Origin of the sequence: Aeromonas sp. L_1B5_3 (assembly GCF_963866575.1) — a bacterium.
GTDB lineage: Bacteria > Pseudomonadota > Gammaproteobacteria > Enterobacterales > Aeromonadaceae > Aeromonas > Aeromonas jandaei.
In genome coordinates this window covers 118620-133370 of sequence record NZ_CAWMDN010000113.1, presented here as the reverse complement: position 1 = coordinate 133370, position 14751 = coordinate 118620, and the positions used below count along the sequence as shown (strand labels likewise).

At 62.2% G+C, this 14751-nt stretch carries 10 protein-coding genes and 2 tRNA genes; 5 read left to right on the top strand and 7 right to left on the bottom strand.

The genetic code is table 11. The features are described 5' to 3' along the window. Nucleotides 1-240 precede the first annotated feature (240 nt). Both AACR93_RS10790 and AACR93_RS10785 read right to left on the bottom strand, forming a co-directional pair. A tRNA-Gly gene (locus tag AACR93_RS10790) sits at nucleotides 241-315 on the bottom strand. A gap of 38 nt (nucleotides 316-353) precedes the next feature. Beyond that, a tRNA-Tyr gene (locus AACR93_RS10785) sits at nucleotides 354-438 on the bottom strand. A 264-nt stretch (nucleotides 439-702) separates the two neighbouring features. On the opposite strand from AACR93_RS10785, the gene coaA reads away from it, so the two are divergent. Beyond that, nucleotides 703-1641 (top strand): type I pantothenate kinase, encoded by a 939-nt coding sequence (coaA, locus tag AACR93_RS10780; protein WP_033114855.1) that lies wholly within the window; start codon nucleotides 703-705, stop codon nucleotides 1639-1641. Between the two features lie 100 nt (nucleotides 1642-1741). Here the strand turns inward: coaA and birA are convergent, their stop codons facing one another. Next, nucleotides 1742-2707 (bottom strand): bifunctional biotin--[acetyl-CoA-carboxylase] ligase/biotin operon repressor BirA, encoded by a 966-nt coding sequence (birA, locus tag AACR93_RS10775; RefSeq protein ID WP_043850765.1) that lies wholly within the window; start codon nucleotides 2705-2707, stop codon nucleotides 1742-1744. Beyond that, nucleotides 2704-3741 (bottom strand): UDP-N-acetylmuramate dehydrogenase, encoded by a 1038-nt coding sequence (gene murB, locus AACR93_RS10770; RefSeq protein WP_043850764.1) that lies wholly within the window; start codon nucleotides 3739-3741, stop codon nucleotides 2704-2706. Before murB ends, birA begins: the two co-directional genes overlap by 4 nt. A gap of 126 nt (nucleotides 3742-3867) precedes the next feature. On the opposite strand from murB, the gene AACR93_RS10765 reads away from it, so the two are divergent. Both AACR93_RS10765 and AACR93_RS10760 read left to right on the top strand, forming a co-directional pair. Beyond that, nucleotides 3868-4521 carry a potassium channel family protein gene (locus tag AACR93_RS10765; RefSeq protein WP_043850763.1) on the top strand — a complete coding sequence of 218 codons (654 nt, stop codon included), beginning with the start codon at nucleotides 3868-3870 and terminating at the stop codon, nucleotides 4519-4521. After that, a complete protein-coding gene (locus tag AACR93_RS10760) occupies nucleotides 4518-5873 on the top strand; it encodes a TrkH family potassium uptake protein (protein ID WP_041209573.1) in 1356 nt (451 codons plus the stop codon). The genes AACR93_RS10765 and AACR93_RS10760 overlap by 4 nt, the downstream gene beginning before the upstream one ends. Before the next feature lie 77 nt (nucleotides 5874-5950). On the opposite strand, the gene AACR93_RS10755 is transcribed toward AACR93_RS10760, so the two are convergent. The 3 genes from AACR93_RS10755 to AACR93_RS10745 all read right to left on the bottom strand — a co-directional run bounded on the left by AACR93_RS10755 (nucleotide 5951) and on the right by AACR93_RS10745 (nucleotide 10529). Further along, nucleotides 5951-7945: a DNA topoisomerase III gene (locus AACR93_RS10755; RefSeq protein WP_043850762.1), complete on the bottom strand. Its 1995-nt coding sequence runs from the start codon at nucleotides 7943-7945 to the stop codon at nucleotides 5951-5953. Between the two features lie 67 nt (nucleotides 7946-8012). Further along, complete coding sequence (locus AACR93_RS10750; protein WP_043850761.1) at nucleotides 8013-8510, bottom strand: response regulator; 498 nt, start codon at nucleotides 8508-8510, stop codon at nucleotides 8013-8015. A gap of 54 nt (nucleotides 8511-8564) precedes the next feature. Beyond that, complete coding sequence (locus AACR93_RS10745) at nucleotides 8565-10529, bottom strand: ATP-binding protein (protein ID WP_043850760.1); 1965 nt, start codon at nucleotides 10527-10529, stop codon at nucleotides 8565-8567. Between the two features lie 276 nt (nucleotides 10530-10805). Between AACR93_RS10745 and AACR93_RS10740 the strand changes: the two genes are divergently transcribed. Together AACR93_RS10740 and torA are read left to right on the top strand one after the other, a co-directional pair. Continuing rightward, the gene (locus tag AACR93_RS10740) at nucleotides 10806-11936 is read left to right on the top strand and encodes a NapC/NirT family cytochrome c (protein ID WP_043850759.1); all 1131 of its coding nucleotides are present in this window, start codon (nucleotides 10806-10808) and stop codon (nucleotides 11934-11936) included. 21 nt (nucleotides 11937-11957) lie between these two features. Continuing rightward, nucleotides 11958-14438, top strand: coding sequence for a trimethylamine-N-oxide reductase TorA (torA, locus tag AACR93_RS10735; RefSeq protein WP_043850758.1), 2481 nt, complete (start codon nucleotides 11958-11960; stop codon nucleotides 14436-14438). Nucleotides 14439-14751 lie beyond the last annotated feature (313 nt).

Here is a 14751-nt window from a genome sequence, read left to right as displayed (position 1 = left end):
GGTCAACGTGGCCGATGGTACCCACGTTAACGTGCGGTTTATTACGCTCAAATTTTTCTTTAGACATGATCGTCCCTCTAAACTAACGCTGAGTACGCGGTGGCAAGCTAACCACAGAACAGTTTATATGATGGATTTGAATCTGGTGGGGAAGAGAGGCTGGTGCTGACAGACAGGTTCGACTGCCGACTTCACCCTGAGGGCGTAGCTCTTGGTATCGCCTGAGCCATATCAGCATCTTGGAGCGGGCAGCGGGAATCGAACCCGCATCATCAGCTTGGAAGGCTGAGGTAATAGCCATTATACGATGCCCGCATTTCTCTAACCCAAAGAACTCAAACCGCAGAGAAATATGGTGGAGGGAGAAGGATTCGAACCTTCGAAGGCAGAGCCGTCAGATTTACAGTCTGATCCCTTTGGCCGCTCGGGAACCCCTCCAGATGCCAGATTGTCACAGTGGTAATTCTGCTTGCACCCACTGTTTTTTATCGCTTTTGCCGAGCAAACAGGCGACAGACATCCAAGCGTCGCGCATTTTATTGTAAGGATTTGGGGGATGCAACCATTGCACCTTGCAAAATGTGGATTATTGCCGGGATCCGGGCAAAAAAGTGGAGGGATTCAGGCCAATCTGGATGCGTCCCTTGTCGCTCTCCACCCCTTGGTGTATGGTCGCCGTGCCAAAGAAACAGTGATGACACCATGACGACAGAGCATAACCCCTATCTGCAATTCACCCGCGAAAAATGGGCGTTATTGCGCGATTCGGTCCCCCTGACCCTGACCGAACACGATCTGCAAACCCTGCGCGGGATCAACGAAAAGGTGTCATTGAAGGAGGTAGAGGAGATCTATCTGCCCCTCTCCCGCCTGCTCAATCTCTATGTCAAAGCCAAGCAGCGCCGTAGCCGGGTACTGGAACAGTTCCTCGGCCAGTCGCGCGGCAAGGGTACTTATATCATCAGCATCGCCGGCAGTGTGGCGGGGGGCAAAAGCACCACCGCTCGTATCCTGCAGGCTTTGCTGGAGCGCTGGCCGGAGCACCCGCGGGTGGAGCTGGTCACCACCGATGGCTTCCTCTATCCCAACAAGGTACTGGAGGAGCGTGGCCTGATGCGTCGCAAGGGGTTCCCGGAATCCTACGACATCCGCCATCTGGTGGAGTTTGTCGCCAATATCCGGGCTGGCCACGAGAAGGTTGAAGCACCGGTCTACTCCCACCTTATCTATGACATCATCCCTGACGAGAAGAAGGTGGTGGAGCAGCCGGACATCCTGATCCTGGAAGGGCTCAATGTACTGCAGAGCGGTATGGATTATCCGCAGGAGCCGCACCGGGTGTTTGTCTCCGATTTCGTCGACTTCTCCATCTATGTGGATGCTGAAGCCGACCTGCTGCGCACCTGGTATATCGAGCGCTTCCTCAAATTCCGCAGCGGTGCGTTCTCGGACCCGGACTCCTACTTCCACCACTATGCCAAGCTGACCGAGAGCGAAGCGACCCAGATCGCCAACAACATCTGGCAGGATATCAACTATCTCAATCTGCAGGAGAACATCCTGCCGACCCGGGAACGGGCCAACCTGATCCTGACCAAGGGCAACGAGCACGCCATCGAACAGATCAAGCTGCGCAAATAAACACGGCAGTTCGCACCGTTGCAGATAGCCGGATAACAGAGAGGGGACCCGCAGGTCCCCTCTCTTTTTTGTCGCTAACGGTTATCGCCATGCGCAACGCTCAATCACCCCGGCGCAGGGAGAGTTCGCCACCCAGATAGAACTTGGTGCCCTCCTCCGTCTCCAACCGCAGGGCGCCGCGATCGTCGATACCACGGGCGATACCACGGATCTCCTGCTCCCCCATCAAGAGACGGACGGGGCGACCGGCAAAGTGGTCGAGCCGGTTCCACTGATCGACAAAACTCGCCAATCCGCTCTGCTCGAAGGTCTGCATCGCCCGCTGCAGATAGGCAATCATCCGGGCAGCGAGCTCATTGCGATCAACCAGCTCGGGATTGATGTGGCGCAGCTCGGCCCAGGCCTGATCGATCTTCTCCCCTTCGCGGGTCGGCATCGCCAGATTGAGGCCGATACCGATCACCAGATGGCAACTGGCGCCAGCGCTGCCACTCATCTCCACCAGAATGCCCGCCAGCTTGCGCCCCTGATAGTAGAGGTCGTTGGGCCACTTGAGTTCGACGCCGTGATAACCGAGAGACTCCAGCGCCTCTACCACGGCAACACCGACCGCCAGACTCAGCCCCATGGCGGCAGCCATCCCCTGCTCCAGCCGCCAGTACATGCTGAGGATCAGCTGGCAACCGAACGGCGAGACCCAGGGCTTGCCACGACGACCGCGCCCGGCGGTCTGGCACTCGGCAAGGCAACTCTCGCCAGAGCGCAGTTGATTGACCCTGTCCAGCAGATGCTGGTTAGTCGAACCGATCACCGGGAAGCAGTGCACCGGCGCCATCGGCGCCAGCGCCTGCAACTGCGCCTCGTCATAGAGCGCCATCGGCACAGCCAGCCGGTAGCCTTTGCCGGTCAGGCTAAAGAGATCCAGCCCCAGCTCCTTGAGTGCGGCCATATGCTTGCTCACTGCCGCCCGGCTGATGCCGAGCTGCTCGCCCAGCTGTTCGCCGGAGTGAAACTGGCCGTCGCTGAGCAGGGTGATCAGGGTCTGTCTGATGGGAGTCAACGTCATGAGAGCACCTCATCGAGCCAGGTTTCACCCTGCGCGCCCATGAAGCGCACCTCGTGTTCCAGCACCACACCAAACTTCTGCTCCACGCTGTCGCGCACGTGGGCCGCCAACGCGATCAGCTCCATGGCGCTGGCGCCCCCCAGATTGACCAGTACCAGCGCCTGCTCCTGATGAACGGCGGCGCGGCCGATGGCAAATCCCTTGAGACCGCACTGATCGATGAGCCAGCCAGCCGCCAGCTTGGCTTGCCCCTCCCCGGCCGGATAACAGGGCATCTGCGGATATGTCAGTTTGAGCGAATCGGCCAGCGCGGCGGGCACCACCGGGTTCTTGAAGAAGCTGCCGGCGTTGCCGAGTACGGCGGGATCCGGCAGCTTGGCCATGCGGGTGGCGCAGACGGTGTCGAAGATGGCCTGCGCACTCGGCTGGTCGCCAAGCGCGGCCAGCGGGCCATAGCCCAGCACCGGCTGCCATGCTTTGGGTAGCTTGAGGCCGACCGCGGTGATCAGATGGGAGTCCTGATACTCGTGCTTGAAGATACTGTCGCGATAGCCGAAGCGGCACTGCTGCGCCTCAATCCGCTCGATCTCGCCGCTCTGCCAGTTGAAGGCCTCGACATAGGCACAGAAGTTCGCCAACTCAACCCCGTAGGCGCCGATGTTCTGCACCGGAGCAGCCCCGACCGTGCCGGGGATGAGCGCCAGATTCTCCAGTCCGTACCACCCCTGTTGCAGGGTATGGCAGACCAGCTGATGCCAATCCTCACCCGCTGCGACATGGAGCAGCCAGTGATCGCCCTGATCCTGAGCTGTAATGCCCTTGAGGCGGTTGAGCACCACCAGACCGTGGAAGTCGGTAGTAAACAGCACATTGCTGCCACCACCCAGATTCAGACGGGGCAGCGTGTTCAGCTCGGCATCACTTCGCAGGGCAGCCAGATCAGCGATCAGCTCCACCTCGGCCAACCAGAGGCAGTAAGCATCGAGGGCGAGGGTGTTGAGTTTCAACAAGGAGGCGTTGGCATTCAGTTTCATCTGTCTATCCCGGCTTGGTGCAAGGACGCAGTCTACCTCAAGTTGCCGGTGACGAAAAATCTGTGCTCTTTTCGGACGAATAACAGTGGTTTAGAGTAGTCAGCTTCAACTGTTGAGGAATAACTCATGAACAACCAGTTTGCCGTCATCGGCCTGGGCCTGTTTGGCAGCGCGCTGTGCGAAGAGCTGCAGCGGCAGGATGCCGAGGTGCTGGCTATCGATATCGACGAGAGCAAGACCCGCCAAATCGCCACCCTCTGCAACCACGTCGTCGTGGCTGATGCCACCGATGAGGCCACCGTCGCCGAGCTGGGGCTGGCCAACTTCGACATCGTCTTCGTCGCCATCGGTGACAACCTGGAGACCAGCATCCTCACCACCCTCGTATTGAAAGAGGCTGGCGTGAAGAAGGTATGGGTGAAGGCCCGCGACAAGTTCCACGCCAAGATCCTGCAGAAAGTGGGTGCCGACAAGGTGATCAACCCCGAGTGGGACATGGGCCGCCGGGTCGCGCAGAGCATGCTCGACAACCGCCTGTTCGACTATCTGGAGCTGGGTCACGACATGGTGCTGACCGAGTTCGTCATCGGCTTGCAGCAAAATGGCAAGGCACTCAGCGACTTCCACCTGCTGCAGCAGAACGACTTCCAGCTGCTCGCCATCAAACGCGGCGAGGTGCTGCACAACGTGCTGACCGGCAAGATGGAGCTGCAACTGGGTGACATCCTCATCCTGGCAGGCAACAAACACGCGATCGACCACTGGCTGGAAACCCTATGACCCGTTGGCGCAACAGCTTTGCCTTCGCCCTTCACCGGGAGGATGACTCCCGCTGGAGCGAGGCCAAGCTGATCCTTGGCAGCTTTCTGATCATCCTGCTGATAGGCACTATCTTTCTGGTGCAGCCCTCCAGCCATAACGGCGAGGTGAGCTTCATCAACGCCCTGTTCACCGCCACCTCGGCCATCTGCGTGACAGGTCTTGGCGTGGTGGACACCGGCACCGCCTTCACCCTGCAGGGGCAGATCTTTCTGATCATGTTGATGGAGATTGGCGGGCTGGGGCAGATGACCATGACCCTGCTGCTCATCGCCATCTTCAGCAAGCGGGTTGGCCTGCGCCAGCAGGTACTCGCCAAGGAGGCGCTGGGACAGGAGGGCTCGGTCAACATCATCCAGCTGGTGAAGCGTATCGTGCTGTTCGCCTTCATCGCCCAGCTGATCGGCACCGGCCTGATGGCCATTCGCTGGGTGCCCGAAATGGGTTGGAGTCGCGGCCTCTACGTCAGCTTCTTCCACGCTGTCTCAGCCTTCAACAACGCGGGTTTCTCGCTGTTTGCCAACAACCTGATCAGCTACCGGGATGACCCCCTCATCTGTCTGACCATCGCCGGCCTGCTGATCCTCGGTGGTATCGGCTTTACCGTTATCGTAGATCTGGTGCGCAACCGTCGCTGGCGCAAACTGAAGCTGCACAGCAAGCTGATGATCCTGATGACTCCGGCCCTGTTGCTGCTGGGGACCGTGATCTTCTGGCTGCTGGAGCGCAACAACCCGGGCACTTTTGGCAACGCCGGTATTGGCGGCCAGCTGCTGGCTGCCTTCTTCCAGTCGGCCAGCGCCCGTACCGCAGGTTTCAACTCCATCGACATCGGCCAGATGGTGCCCGCCTCGCTGCTGTTCATGATGATGCTGATGTTTATCGGTGCCGGCGCCACCTCCACCGGTGGCGGTATCAAGGTGACCACCTTTGCCGTGGTGCTGCTGGCGACCAAGGCGTTTCTTACCAAGCGCCCTCACGTCACCGCCTTCGGCCGCACCCTGTCGCCCCAGATCGTCACCCGCTCGCTCGCCATCATCATCGTCAGCACCATGGTGCTGATGCTGGCCATGTTCCTGCTGATGATCACCGACGCCCTGCCGTTCGACAAAATCATGTTCGAAACCATCTCGGCGTTTGCCACCGTCGGCCTCTCCACCGGCATCACCCCGAGCCTGAGCGGCCCGGGCAAGTTCATTCTGGTGCTGGTGATGATCTGCGGCCGTCTCGGCCCACTCACCCTCGCCTTTATGCTGGCCCGCCCGAGCGAGACCCGCATCAAGTATCCGGAAGAGAGCGTCTACACCGGTTAATGACCGCTGATTATTACGCCAACAAAACAGAGAGGGGCCATCATGGCCCCTCTCTTTTTCCTGCCGACACCCCACGGTCAGGCCGCCTGGCTTTTGGTCGTCCGCTTGCCCGTGCTCCTGCCTGCACTTTTGCCTGAACTCTTGCGAGCTGCAGCGCCGCCAGCGGCCGGACTCTTGCGCTTGGCAAAGCGCCGCTTGCCGGCGCCCGGCGCCTCCTTGGGCAGGGCGCTGAAGCTGGCGCCAGAGTCCTGCCGCGCCCCCTCGATCAGACCGTGCAGCTGCTCGGTGAGCGGCCCCATAAACTGCTGGTAACTGCCGTGACGCTCGGCGATCTGGCCGAGGCTCTGCTCCCACAGCGCCGTCATATCCGGCGTGGTGGCGGTGGCAGGCAGCGCCTGCACCAGCGCCCGCCCGGTCGGTGTCGCCTTGATGCTCTTGCCTTGGCGCACCAGAAAACGGCGCTTGAACAGCAGGTCGATGATACCGGCCCGGGTCGCCTCGGTGCCAAGGCCATCGGTCTCGCGCAGGGTTTTGCGAATTTCGGGATCCTGCACATAGCGGGCGATGCCGGTCATAGCGGCCAAGAGGGTGGCATCGGTGAACGACTTGGGCGGCTGGGTCATCTTCTCCTGTAGCTCACCCCGCTCGCACAGCAGCTGCTCCCCCTCTTTAAGAGCAGGCAGGGTACCGGCCTTCTCTTCGTCGTCATCCTCCTCCACTCCGAGCAGCGCCTTCCAGCCCGCTTTCAGAATGCGGCGAGCCTTGGCCTGAAACAGGCCACCGGCGATGCGCAGCAGCACCTTGCTGTCGTTGTATTCGAACGGGGGATAGAACTGCAGCAGGTACTGGCGGGCAATCAGGCCGTAAAGCTTCGCCTCGTCGGCCCCCAGCGTACTGGGGTTGCCCTGCTTCTCGGTGGGGATGATGGCGTGGTGGGCATCCACCTTGCTGTCGTTCCACGCCTTGCTGCGGATCTTGCCGTCCGCCTCGGCCACTGCCTTGGCCAGCGCAGGCGCAGTGGCGGCGATGGCGCCGCGCACCTGCTCGGCCCGCTTGAAGTGATCGGTCGGCAGATAACGGCTATCGGAGCGCGGATAGGTGATGAGCTTGTGGCGCTCGTAGAGGCTCTGGCAGACGTCGAGTACCCGCTTGGCATCCATGCCGAAGCGCTTGGCGGCATCGATCTGCAGGCTGGAGAGGTTATAGGGCAGCGGCGCCGCCTGCTTGCGGGCCTGCTCCTCCACCGATTCGACCTGTGCCGGTTGGCCGTTGATCCGGCTCACCACCTTGTCGGCCAGCGCCAGGTTGAGCACCCGCCCCTCCTCGTCCTGCCACGGCAGGCAAGCTTCGGACGGCAGCCACTTGGCAGTGAAGCGCTCGTTGCTATCGGTCAGCAGATGGGCCAGCACCTCGTAGAAGGGTTTGGGGACGAAGGCCTCGATCTCGAGATCCCGCCGCACCACCAGCCCGAGCAGCGGGGTCTGCACCCGACCGACCGAGAGCAGCTCGCTGCAACCGGCCTTGCGCCCGAGCAAGGTGTAGGCGCGGGTCATGTTGATGCCGTAGAGCCAGTCGGCCCGACTGCGAGCCAGCGCCGAGACCGCCAGCGGCACGAACTCCTTGTTGTCTCTGAGCTTGTCGAGGGCACGGCGCACCGCGGGCGGGTTGAGATCGCTGATGAGGCAGCGCTGCACCGGCCTGGTTTTCGGGTAGCCGAGAAAGTCGATCACCTCGTCCACCAGCAGCTGTCCTTCCCGGTCCGGGTCACCGGCGTTGACCACGCAGTCGGCCTGCTTGATCAGCCGCTTGATGACGGTGAGCTGGGTTTTGGTCTTGGGCTTGGCCACCAGCTGCCACTGGGCGGGGACGATGGGGAGATGCTCCATCCGCCACTGCTTGAAGGCGGCGTCATAGGCATCGGGCTCGGCCTGCTCCAGCAGGTGACCGATACACCAGGTGACCACATCCCCCTGGGCGGTCTCGATAAAACCGTCGCCCTTCTTGTGGGGCTTGGGCAGGGCATCGGCAATGGCGCGCCCCAGAGTGGGCTTCTCGGCGATGAAGAGTCGCATCGGTGACTACCTGAAACACTGTATATGCAGACAGTATACAGCGCTCGCCGATAAAGCCCAACCGCGACTATTCGTCGAACGGATTGTCGTGAATGGCGGCAAACAGCCGCGCCTGATTGAGCACGGGGGCATAGTGGAAGGCGTTGTCGCCATCCTCCGCCAGCAGGTAATCGGTCAGCTGCTCGCGCACCGCCTCTTGCAAGCTCTCCAGCTTCCACGGCTTGGCGAGGTAGTAGTGCAATCCGCCGCGATTGACCGCCTCTATGGTCGCCTCCAGCCCCGCCTGTCCGGTCAGCAGCAGCTTGCGGCTGGCCCGGGTCGCACTACGCCGGTTCAGCTCCACCAGAAAGTCGACCCCCAAGGTTCCCGGCATGATGTGATCGCAGAGGATCAGCGCCAGCCTGCCCCCCTCCCGCTCCCACTCGTGTACCACCTCGCGCGCCTCATCGACGCTCTCGGCGCCATCCAGCTCGAAATGGCTGCGAAACGGCGCGAGGTCGTGGAGCACCGCCTCCAGCACCTCCCGCTCATCGTCCACGCACAGGATCAGATAGTGTTTGTTCATTGCTCCTCCTTGGCGGCGCACCACGGCACGCCCTCTTATGGCAGATGCGTCCGCTCAGGCCGCATGCTCGTTGTGGCGGGGCTCTCCCCCGTAGTCGGCCATCCCGATATCCCCGAGCGGCAGACAGACCCGCATCCGGGTGTAGCGTCCAGGCTCGGAGGCCACCTCGATCCGGCCGTGATGCTGCTGCACGATCTGCAGCGAGACGCTCAGGCCAATGCCGAGACCGAAGTGCCCCTCCCGCTTGGTGGTAAAGTTGAGATCGAAGATCCGCTGCCACAGCTCGGGCTCGATGCCGCAGCCGCTATCCTCCACCTCCACCATCACCCAGCCGGGCTCCGGCAGGCCGGTGCGCACCGTCAATCTTCCCGGCTCGCTCATGGCATCCAGACTGTTGGCGATGAGGTTGGTCCACACCTGCTGCAGGGCGGCAGGATGGCAGCGCACCAGCGGCAGGGGTTGGTACTCCTTGCAGAGCTCATGCTGCTTGAGGCGGTTCTCGAACATCAGCAGGGTATCTTCCAGCCCCTCGTGCAGATCCACCAGCGAGGGCTCGTCTCTGTCCTGCCGGGCATACTGCTTGAGGCTCTTGACCAGATCGCCGATGCGGCGGGCACACACCTCGATATTGCGCAGGAAGCTGCCGGTCTGCTGGAACAGCTCCAGCTGCACCAGCAGCGCTTCCCGCTCACTGGCGGTGCGCCCGGCAAACCAGCGTTGCCAGCTCAGCTCGTCATCCAGATTCATCTGCACCGCCAGCCGCGCCTGCTGACGCTCGCCAAAGCGCCGTTCAGCCTGCCGGGTCTTGTCGCGGATCTCGCTGGTCGAGACCGGCTGGGATGAGAGCGCCTGACAGAGGGTCTGATTGCCCAGCCCCTTGAGGGCGGCAGGCAGTTCGAGGTTGATGAGATCGGGGATGGCGGCGCGCAGGGTCTCGCTGCCGCGGATAATGGCCGCCACCGGGTTGTTGAGCTCGTGGGCGACACCGGCCACCAGCTGGCCCAGCATCGCCATCTTCTCGCTCTCCATCAGCTGGGCATGAGCCGCTTCGAGGGAGTCGAGGGTCTGTTGCAACCGCATCTCGGTGCGAATGCTGTTTTGCAGGCGGCGGTTGAAGTGGCGCAGCAGCAGGTTGGTAAAGGAGGGGAGCAGCTCGCTGCGCGCCTCCATGACGCGGGAGAACTGCAGCTTGTCGAGCTTGATCACCTCGGCGCCGGTCAGGGTCACTCCAGTGGTAAAGGCGGGTTCGCCGGTGACGAAGGACATGCCCCCCACCAGCGCGCCGGAGCGGTAGTGCACCACCTCCTGATCGACCCCGTGGGCGTCGCGCTTGCGCAGCACCACCTCCCCCTTGGCGATAAACCAGAGGAAGCTGTTGGGCTCCCCCTCGCGGGTCAGCACATGGCCCGGGCTGTAGTGGCGGCAGACCCGCGCCTCGTCGTTGCCTTCGAAAAACTGGTAGAGGCCGTCGATCACCACCCGCGACAACTCCTCGTCGCTGCAGCGGGTGTAATCCATAAAGCCCTGACGATACTCGGCCAACTGGCGATCGACATGAGCCCGCAGCAGTCGCTGGTTGTCGAGCACGGTCGCATAGCTCAGCAGATCCGCCTCCGGGCAGTGCAGCACGAACTGGCTCGCCTGCTCGATGACGGCGCGGCGCAGGCTGCCGTCGCGCCAGGGGCGCTGCAGGTAGTAGTCGAGGCGGCCAAGGTTGACCGCCTCGATGATCGATTTCATCTCGGGCTGGCTGCCCAGCAGGATCTTGCGGCACGCCTCGTGCTGGCTGCCGAGGCGGATCAGAAAGTCGGCCCCGCGCCCATCCCCCAGATCGCTGTCGCACACCACCACGGCCGGCGGCTGCCCCTTGCGCTCCAGCTCCTCAAGCGCCAGCTCGGCCGACTCCTGCCCGGTGGCGACCACCAGCACAAAGCGGCTGAGCAGCGGGGCCAGCTCCTGTTCGAACTCGGCCAGCAGCTGGACATCGGCGGCGACACACAGCAGGGAGAAAGGGCTCATCAGCGACACTCCGTTGAGGCTCAATCCCGACTATATCAACGAATCCGTCAGGGTTTTGCGAGGGGGCTAACAGCGGCAGAAGAAAGTAAAATAATCATTAAATCGACAATTTTCAGAACTAAATTCGACAAATCAGTCAATAACAAAACATAAATCACAATGTGACGCACATCTTAAAATTCAAACCATGATTGAGGTCAACGCCCCCTGCGCCCCCGATGACTACCATGTACCTACTACTATGTTGGTATTCATCGACCACAGGACACAGCCCCCATGATTGGAAAACTGATAAGAAAAACCTGGTTCTGGCTCCTGCTGCTGGGCGCCATGCTGGGTATCGCCGCCCTCGGCGTCACCGTGACCGTGCTGCACAAGACCAGCTCCACCGAATTCTGCGTCTCCTGCCACTCCATGCAGACCCCGCTGGCCGAGTATCAGGGCAGCGTTCACTTCCAGAACACCAAGGGGATCCGCGCCGAGTGTGCCGACTGTCACATCCCGGGCGACCCCACATCCTACCTGTGGACCAAGATCCGCGCCGTGAAGGATATCTATCACGAGGCGATCGGCACGCTCGACACGCCCGAGAAATACGAGGCCCACAAGCTGCGGATGGCCCAGACCGTGTGGGACGAGCTGAAAGCCAATGACTCCGCCACCTGCCGCAGCTGCCACAGCTACGCAGCCATGGACATTCTGGCCCAGCGCCCCAACGCCCGTGCCGAACACCCCATCGCCATCAAGGATGGCCAGACCTGCATCGACTGCCACCGCGGCGTCGCCCACATCATGCCCGACATGAGCGGTCTGGCTGCCGCCGGTGCCAGCGAACTGGCGCAAGCCGCCGCCCAGACCCCGGCCAGCGTCACCACCCGCTACGCCATCGCCACCACCCCGCTCTATCTGGATGCCAGCGCCAAGACCGATGAAGGCACCCTGATGCCCTCCACTCAGGTTGAGATGATGGGCAAGGAGAATGGCCGCGCCCGGGTGCGCATCGATGGCTGGCAGCAGGATGGCGTGAGCGAAGTGTTCTACGCCGCCCCCGGCAAACGGATCCTCAGCGTACTGGTCGGCGATGCCGCCAAGAAAGCGCTGGTCACCGGCAAGAGCGAAACCGACAGCGCCACCAACCTCACCTGGCATCAGGTCAGCCTGACCGCCTGGGTAGACGAGAGCCAGCTCATCGGCGATCAGGGCAAGCTGTGGCAGTATGCCTCCACCCTGATGTCCAACAACTGCACCGGTTGCCACGGCCTCACCGCGCTGGATCACTTCAACGCCAACCAGTGGATCGGCGTCATCAAGGGGATGGAGTCTCGTACCTCCCTCACCCCGGAACAGGCACGCATGCTGACCCAGTATGTCCAGAAACACGCCAGCGACATGAGCGCGGCCCACTGAGGCTGGTAGAGGAGAATCCCAATGACCCGTTTTAACGACAAGAAGACCAATCTCTCCCGCCGCAACCTGCTCAAGGGGCTCGGTGCCTGTGCCGCCCTGCCCCTGCTCGGCGGCATTTTCCCGAAAAGCGCGCTGGCGCAAGCCATCAGCACCGCATTGAGCCAGTTCCCGACGCTGGTGCCCGCCCAGAAGGGCATTCTGACCGGCGCCCACTGGGGTGCCTTCGAGGCGATCGTCGAGGATGGCCGCATGGTGCGCGTCCAGCCGGTGGCCGATGATCCGGCACCGAACGATCTTATCGACATGGCGCCGTTCCAGGTGCACGCCAAGAACCGCATCAAATACCCCATGGTACGCAAGAGCTGGCTGGAGCACGGCCCGGGCGCCAAACCCGAGCTGCGCGGCGCCGACGAGTGGGTGCGGGTGAGCTGGGAGAAAGCCATTGCACTGGTGGCAGGCGAGATCCAGCGCGTCCAGTCTGATTTCGGCCCGCAGGCGATCCACGCAGGTTCCTACGGCTGGAAGAGTGTCGGCATGTTCCACAACAGCCGCACCCTGCTGCACCGCCTGATGAACCTCTCCGGCGGCTTCACCGGTTATGCCGGTGACTACTCCACCGGCGCGGCTCAGGTGATCATGTCCCACGTGATGGGCTCCATCGAGGTGTACGAGCAGCAGACCGCCTGGCCCAACGTGGTGGAGAACGCCGAACTGGTGGTGCTGTGGGGGGTCAACGCTCAGGTCACCCTGAAGAACAGCTGGAACATGCCGGATCACGAAGGTCAGGCCGGCTTCAAGGCGCTGAAAGAGAAAGGCACCCGCGTCATCAGCATCGATCCGGTCTACAACGAGACCGCCAAGCTGGTCGGTGCCGAGTGGATTGCGCCGAACGCCTACACCGACGTGGCCATGATGCTGGGGGTGGCCCACACCCTCTACAGCGAGAAGAAGCACGATCAGGCCTTCCTCGATCGCTACACCGTCGGCTTCGACAAGTTCCTGAACTACCTGCTCGGCAAGGATGACGGTCAGCCGAAGAGCGCCGAGTGGGCGAGCACTGTCTGCGGCGTCGATGCCAAGGTGATCCGCCAGCTGGCCCTCGACATGGCCGCCAAGCGCACCATGATCATGGCCGGTTGGGGCATGCAGCGTCAGCAGCACGGCGAACAGCCGAACTGGATGCTGGTCACTCTGGCCTCCATGCTGGGCCAGATCGGCCTGCCGGGCGGCGGCTACGGCTTCAGCTACCACTACTCCTCCGGTGGCAGCCCCACCGCCAAGGGCGGCATTCTGGCGGGTATCTCCGCCGGCAACGCACCGAAGAACAGCCCGGCCCCGATCCCGGTAGCGCGCATAGCCGACTGTCTCGCCAACCCGGGCAAGACCATCGACTTCAACGGCCGCAAGGTGACCTATCCGGACATCAAGCTGGTCTACGTGGCGGGCGGCAACCCCTTCCACCACCATCAGGACACCAACAACCTGCTGCAGGCGTGGCGCAAGCCGCAAACCGTGATCGTCCACGAGCCCTACTGGACCGCCACCGCCAAGCACGCCGATATCGTGCTGCCGGTCACCACCAGCTATGAGCGCAACGATCTGGAGATGGGCGGCGACTACTCCCAGCGCTACGTGTTCCCGATGCACCAGTGCGTACCGCCCCAGTTTGAAGCCCGCAACGACTTCGACATCTTCAGCGCCATCGCCGCCAAGCTGGGCGTGCAGGAGCAGTACACCGAAGGCAAGGACGAGATGCTGTGGCTCAAGCAGATGTACGACGGCATGGCGGCGCAGGCCCGTGGTGCCCGGGTGGCGCTGCCGCCGTTCAACATGTTCTGGGAATCCAACAACTACATCCGCTTCCCGATCCCCGAGGCCAACCGCCAGTGGATCCGTCACGCCGATTTTCGCGAGAACCCGCTGCTCAACCCGCTCGGCACCCCGTCCGGCAAGATCGAGATCTTCTCCAACACGGTGGCGGGGATGGGTTATGCCGACTGCGCCGGTCATCCCAAGTGGTATGAGCCCAGGGAGTGGGTGAAAAGCGAGGTGGCGGCTCGCTATCCGCTGTCGCTCAACACCTCCCACCCGACCCAGCGGCTGCACTCCCAGCTCGACAACACCCCGCTGCGGGACAAGTTCGCCATCGCCGACCGCGAGGCGATCATGATCCATCCCGCCGACGCCAAGGCTCGCGGCATCGCCCAAGGGGATCTGGTGCGCGCCTTCAACGAGCGCGGCCAGATTTTGGTGGGCGCCCTGCTCTCCGAGGATGTGCGCCAGGGGGTGGTGCGGATCTGCGAAGGGGCCTGGTATGACCCGGCCAAACCGGGCGAAGCGGGCAGCATCTGCAAGAATGGCAACGTCAACTGCCTCACCTTCGACGAGGGCTCGTCCAGTCTGGCGCAGGGCAACTGCGGCCACATGGCCCAGCTGCAGATCGAGAAGTACACAGGCCCGATGCTGGCCAACACCGCCCACGCGGTACCGGCCAACGGCTAAGGCGGTTGCTACCGGACAAAACGGCGCCATCATGGCGCCGTTTTTTTATCCCGGTTGTGGCGGGGAGATCCCTTGTCGGGATAAGCGCCAGCGCCAATAGCGAAGATCGGCAGATCCCCTCCCACAGCGCTGGCATAGTTCGCAGACACCGTGAGGGAGCCTGATTCTCCTGCATAAATTTAATTTATGACTTTTCCGATAATGACCCGATTTTTACTTATACCAATAACCAAGCGCCCCATGGTGGCCCTGTCCGGCTCTTCTACTGCCCCACAGGGCTGCGCCCGATCACCATAAGGACGCGCCATTCGCG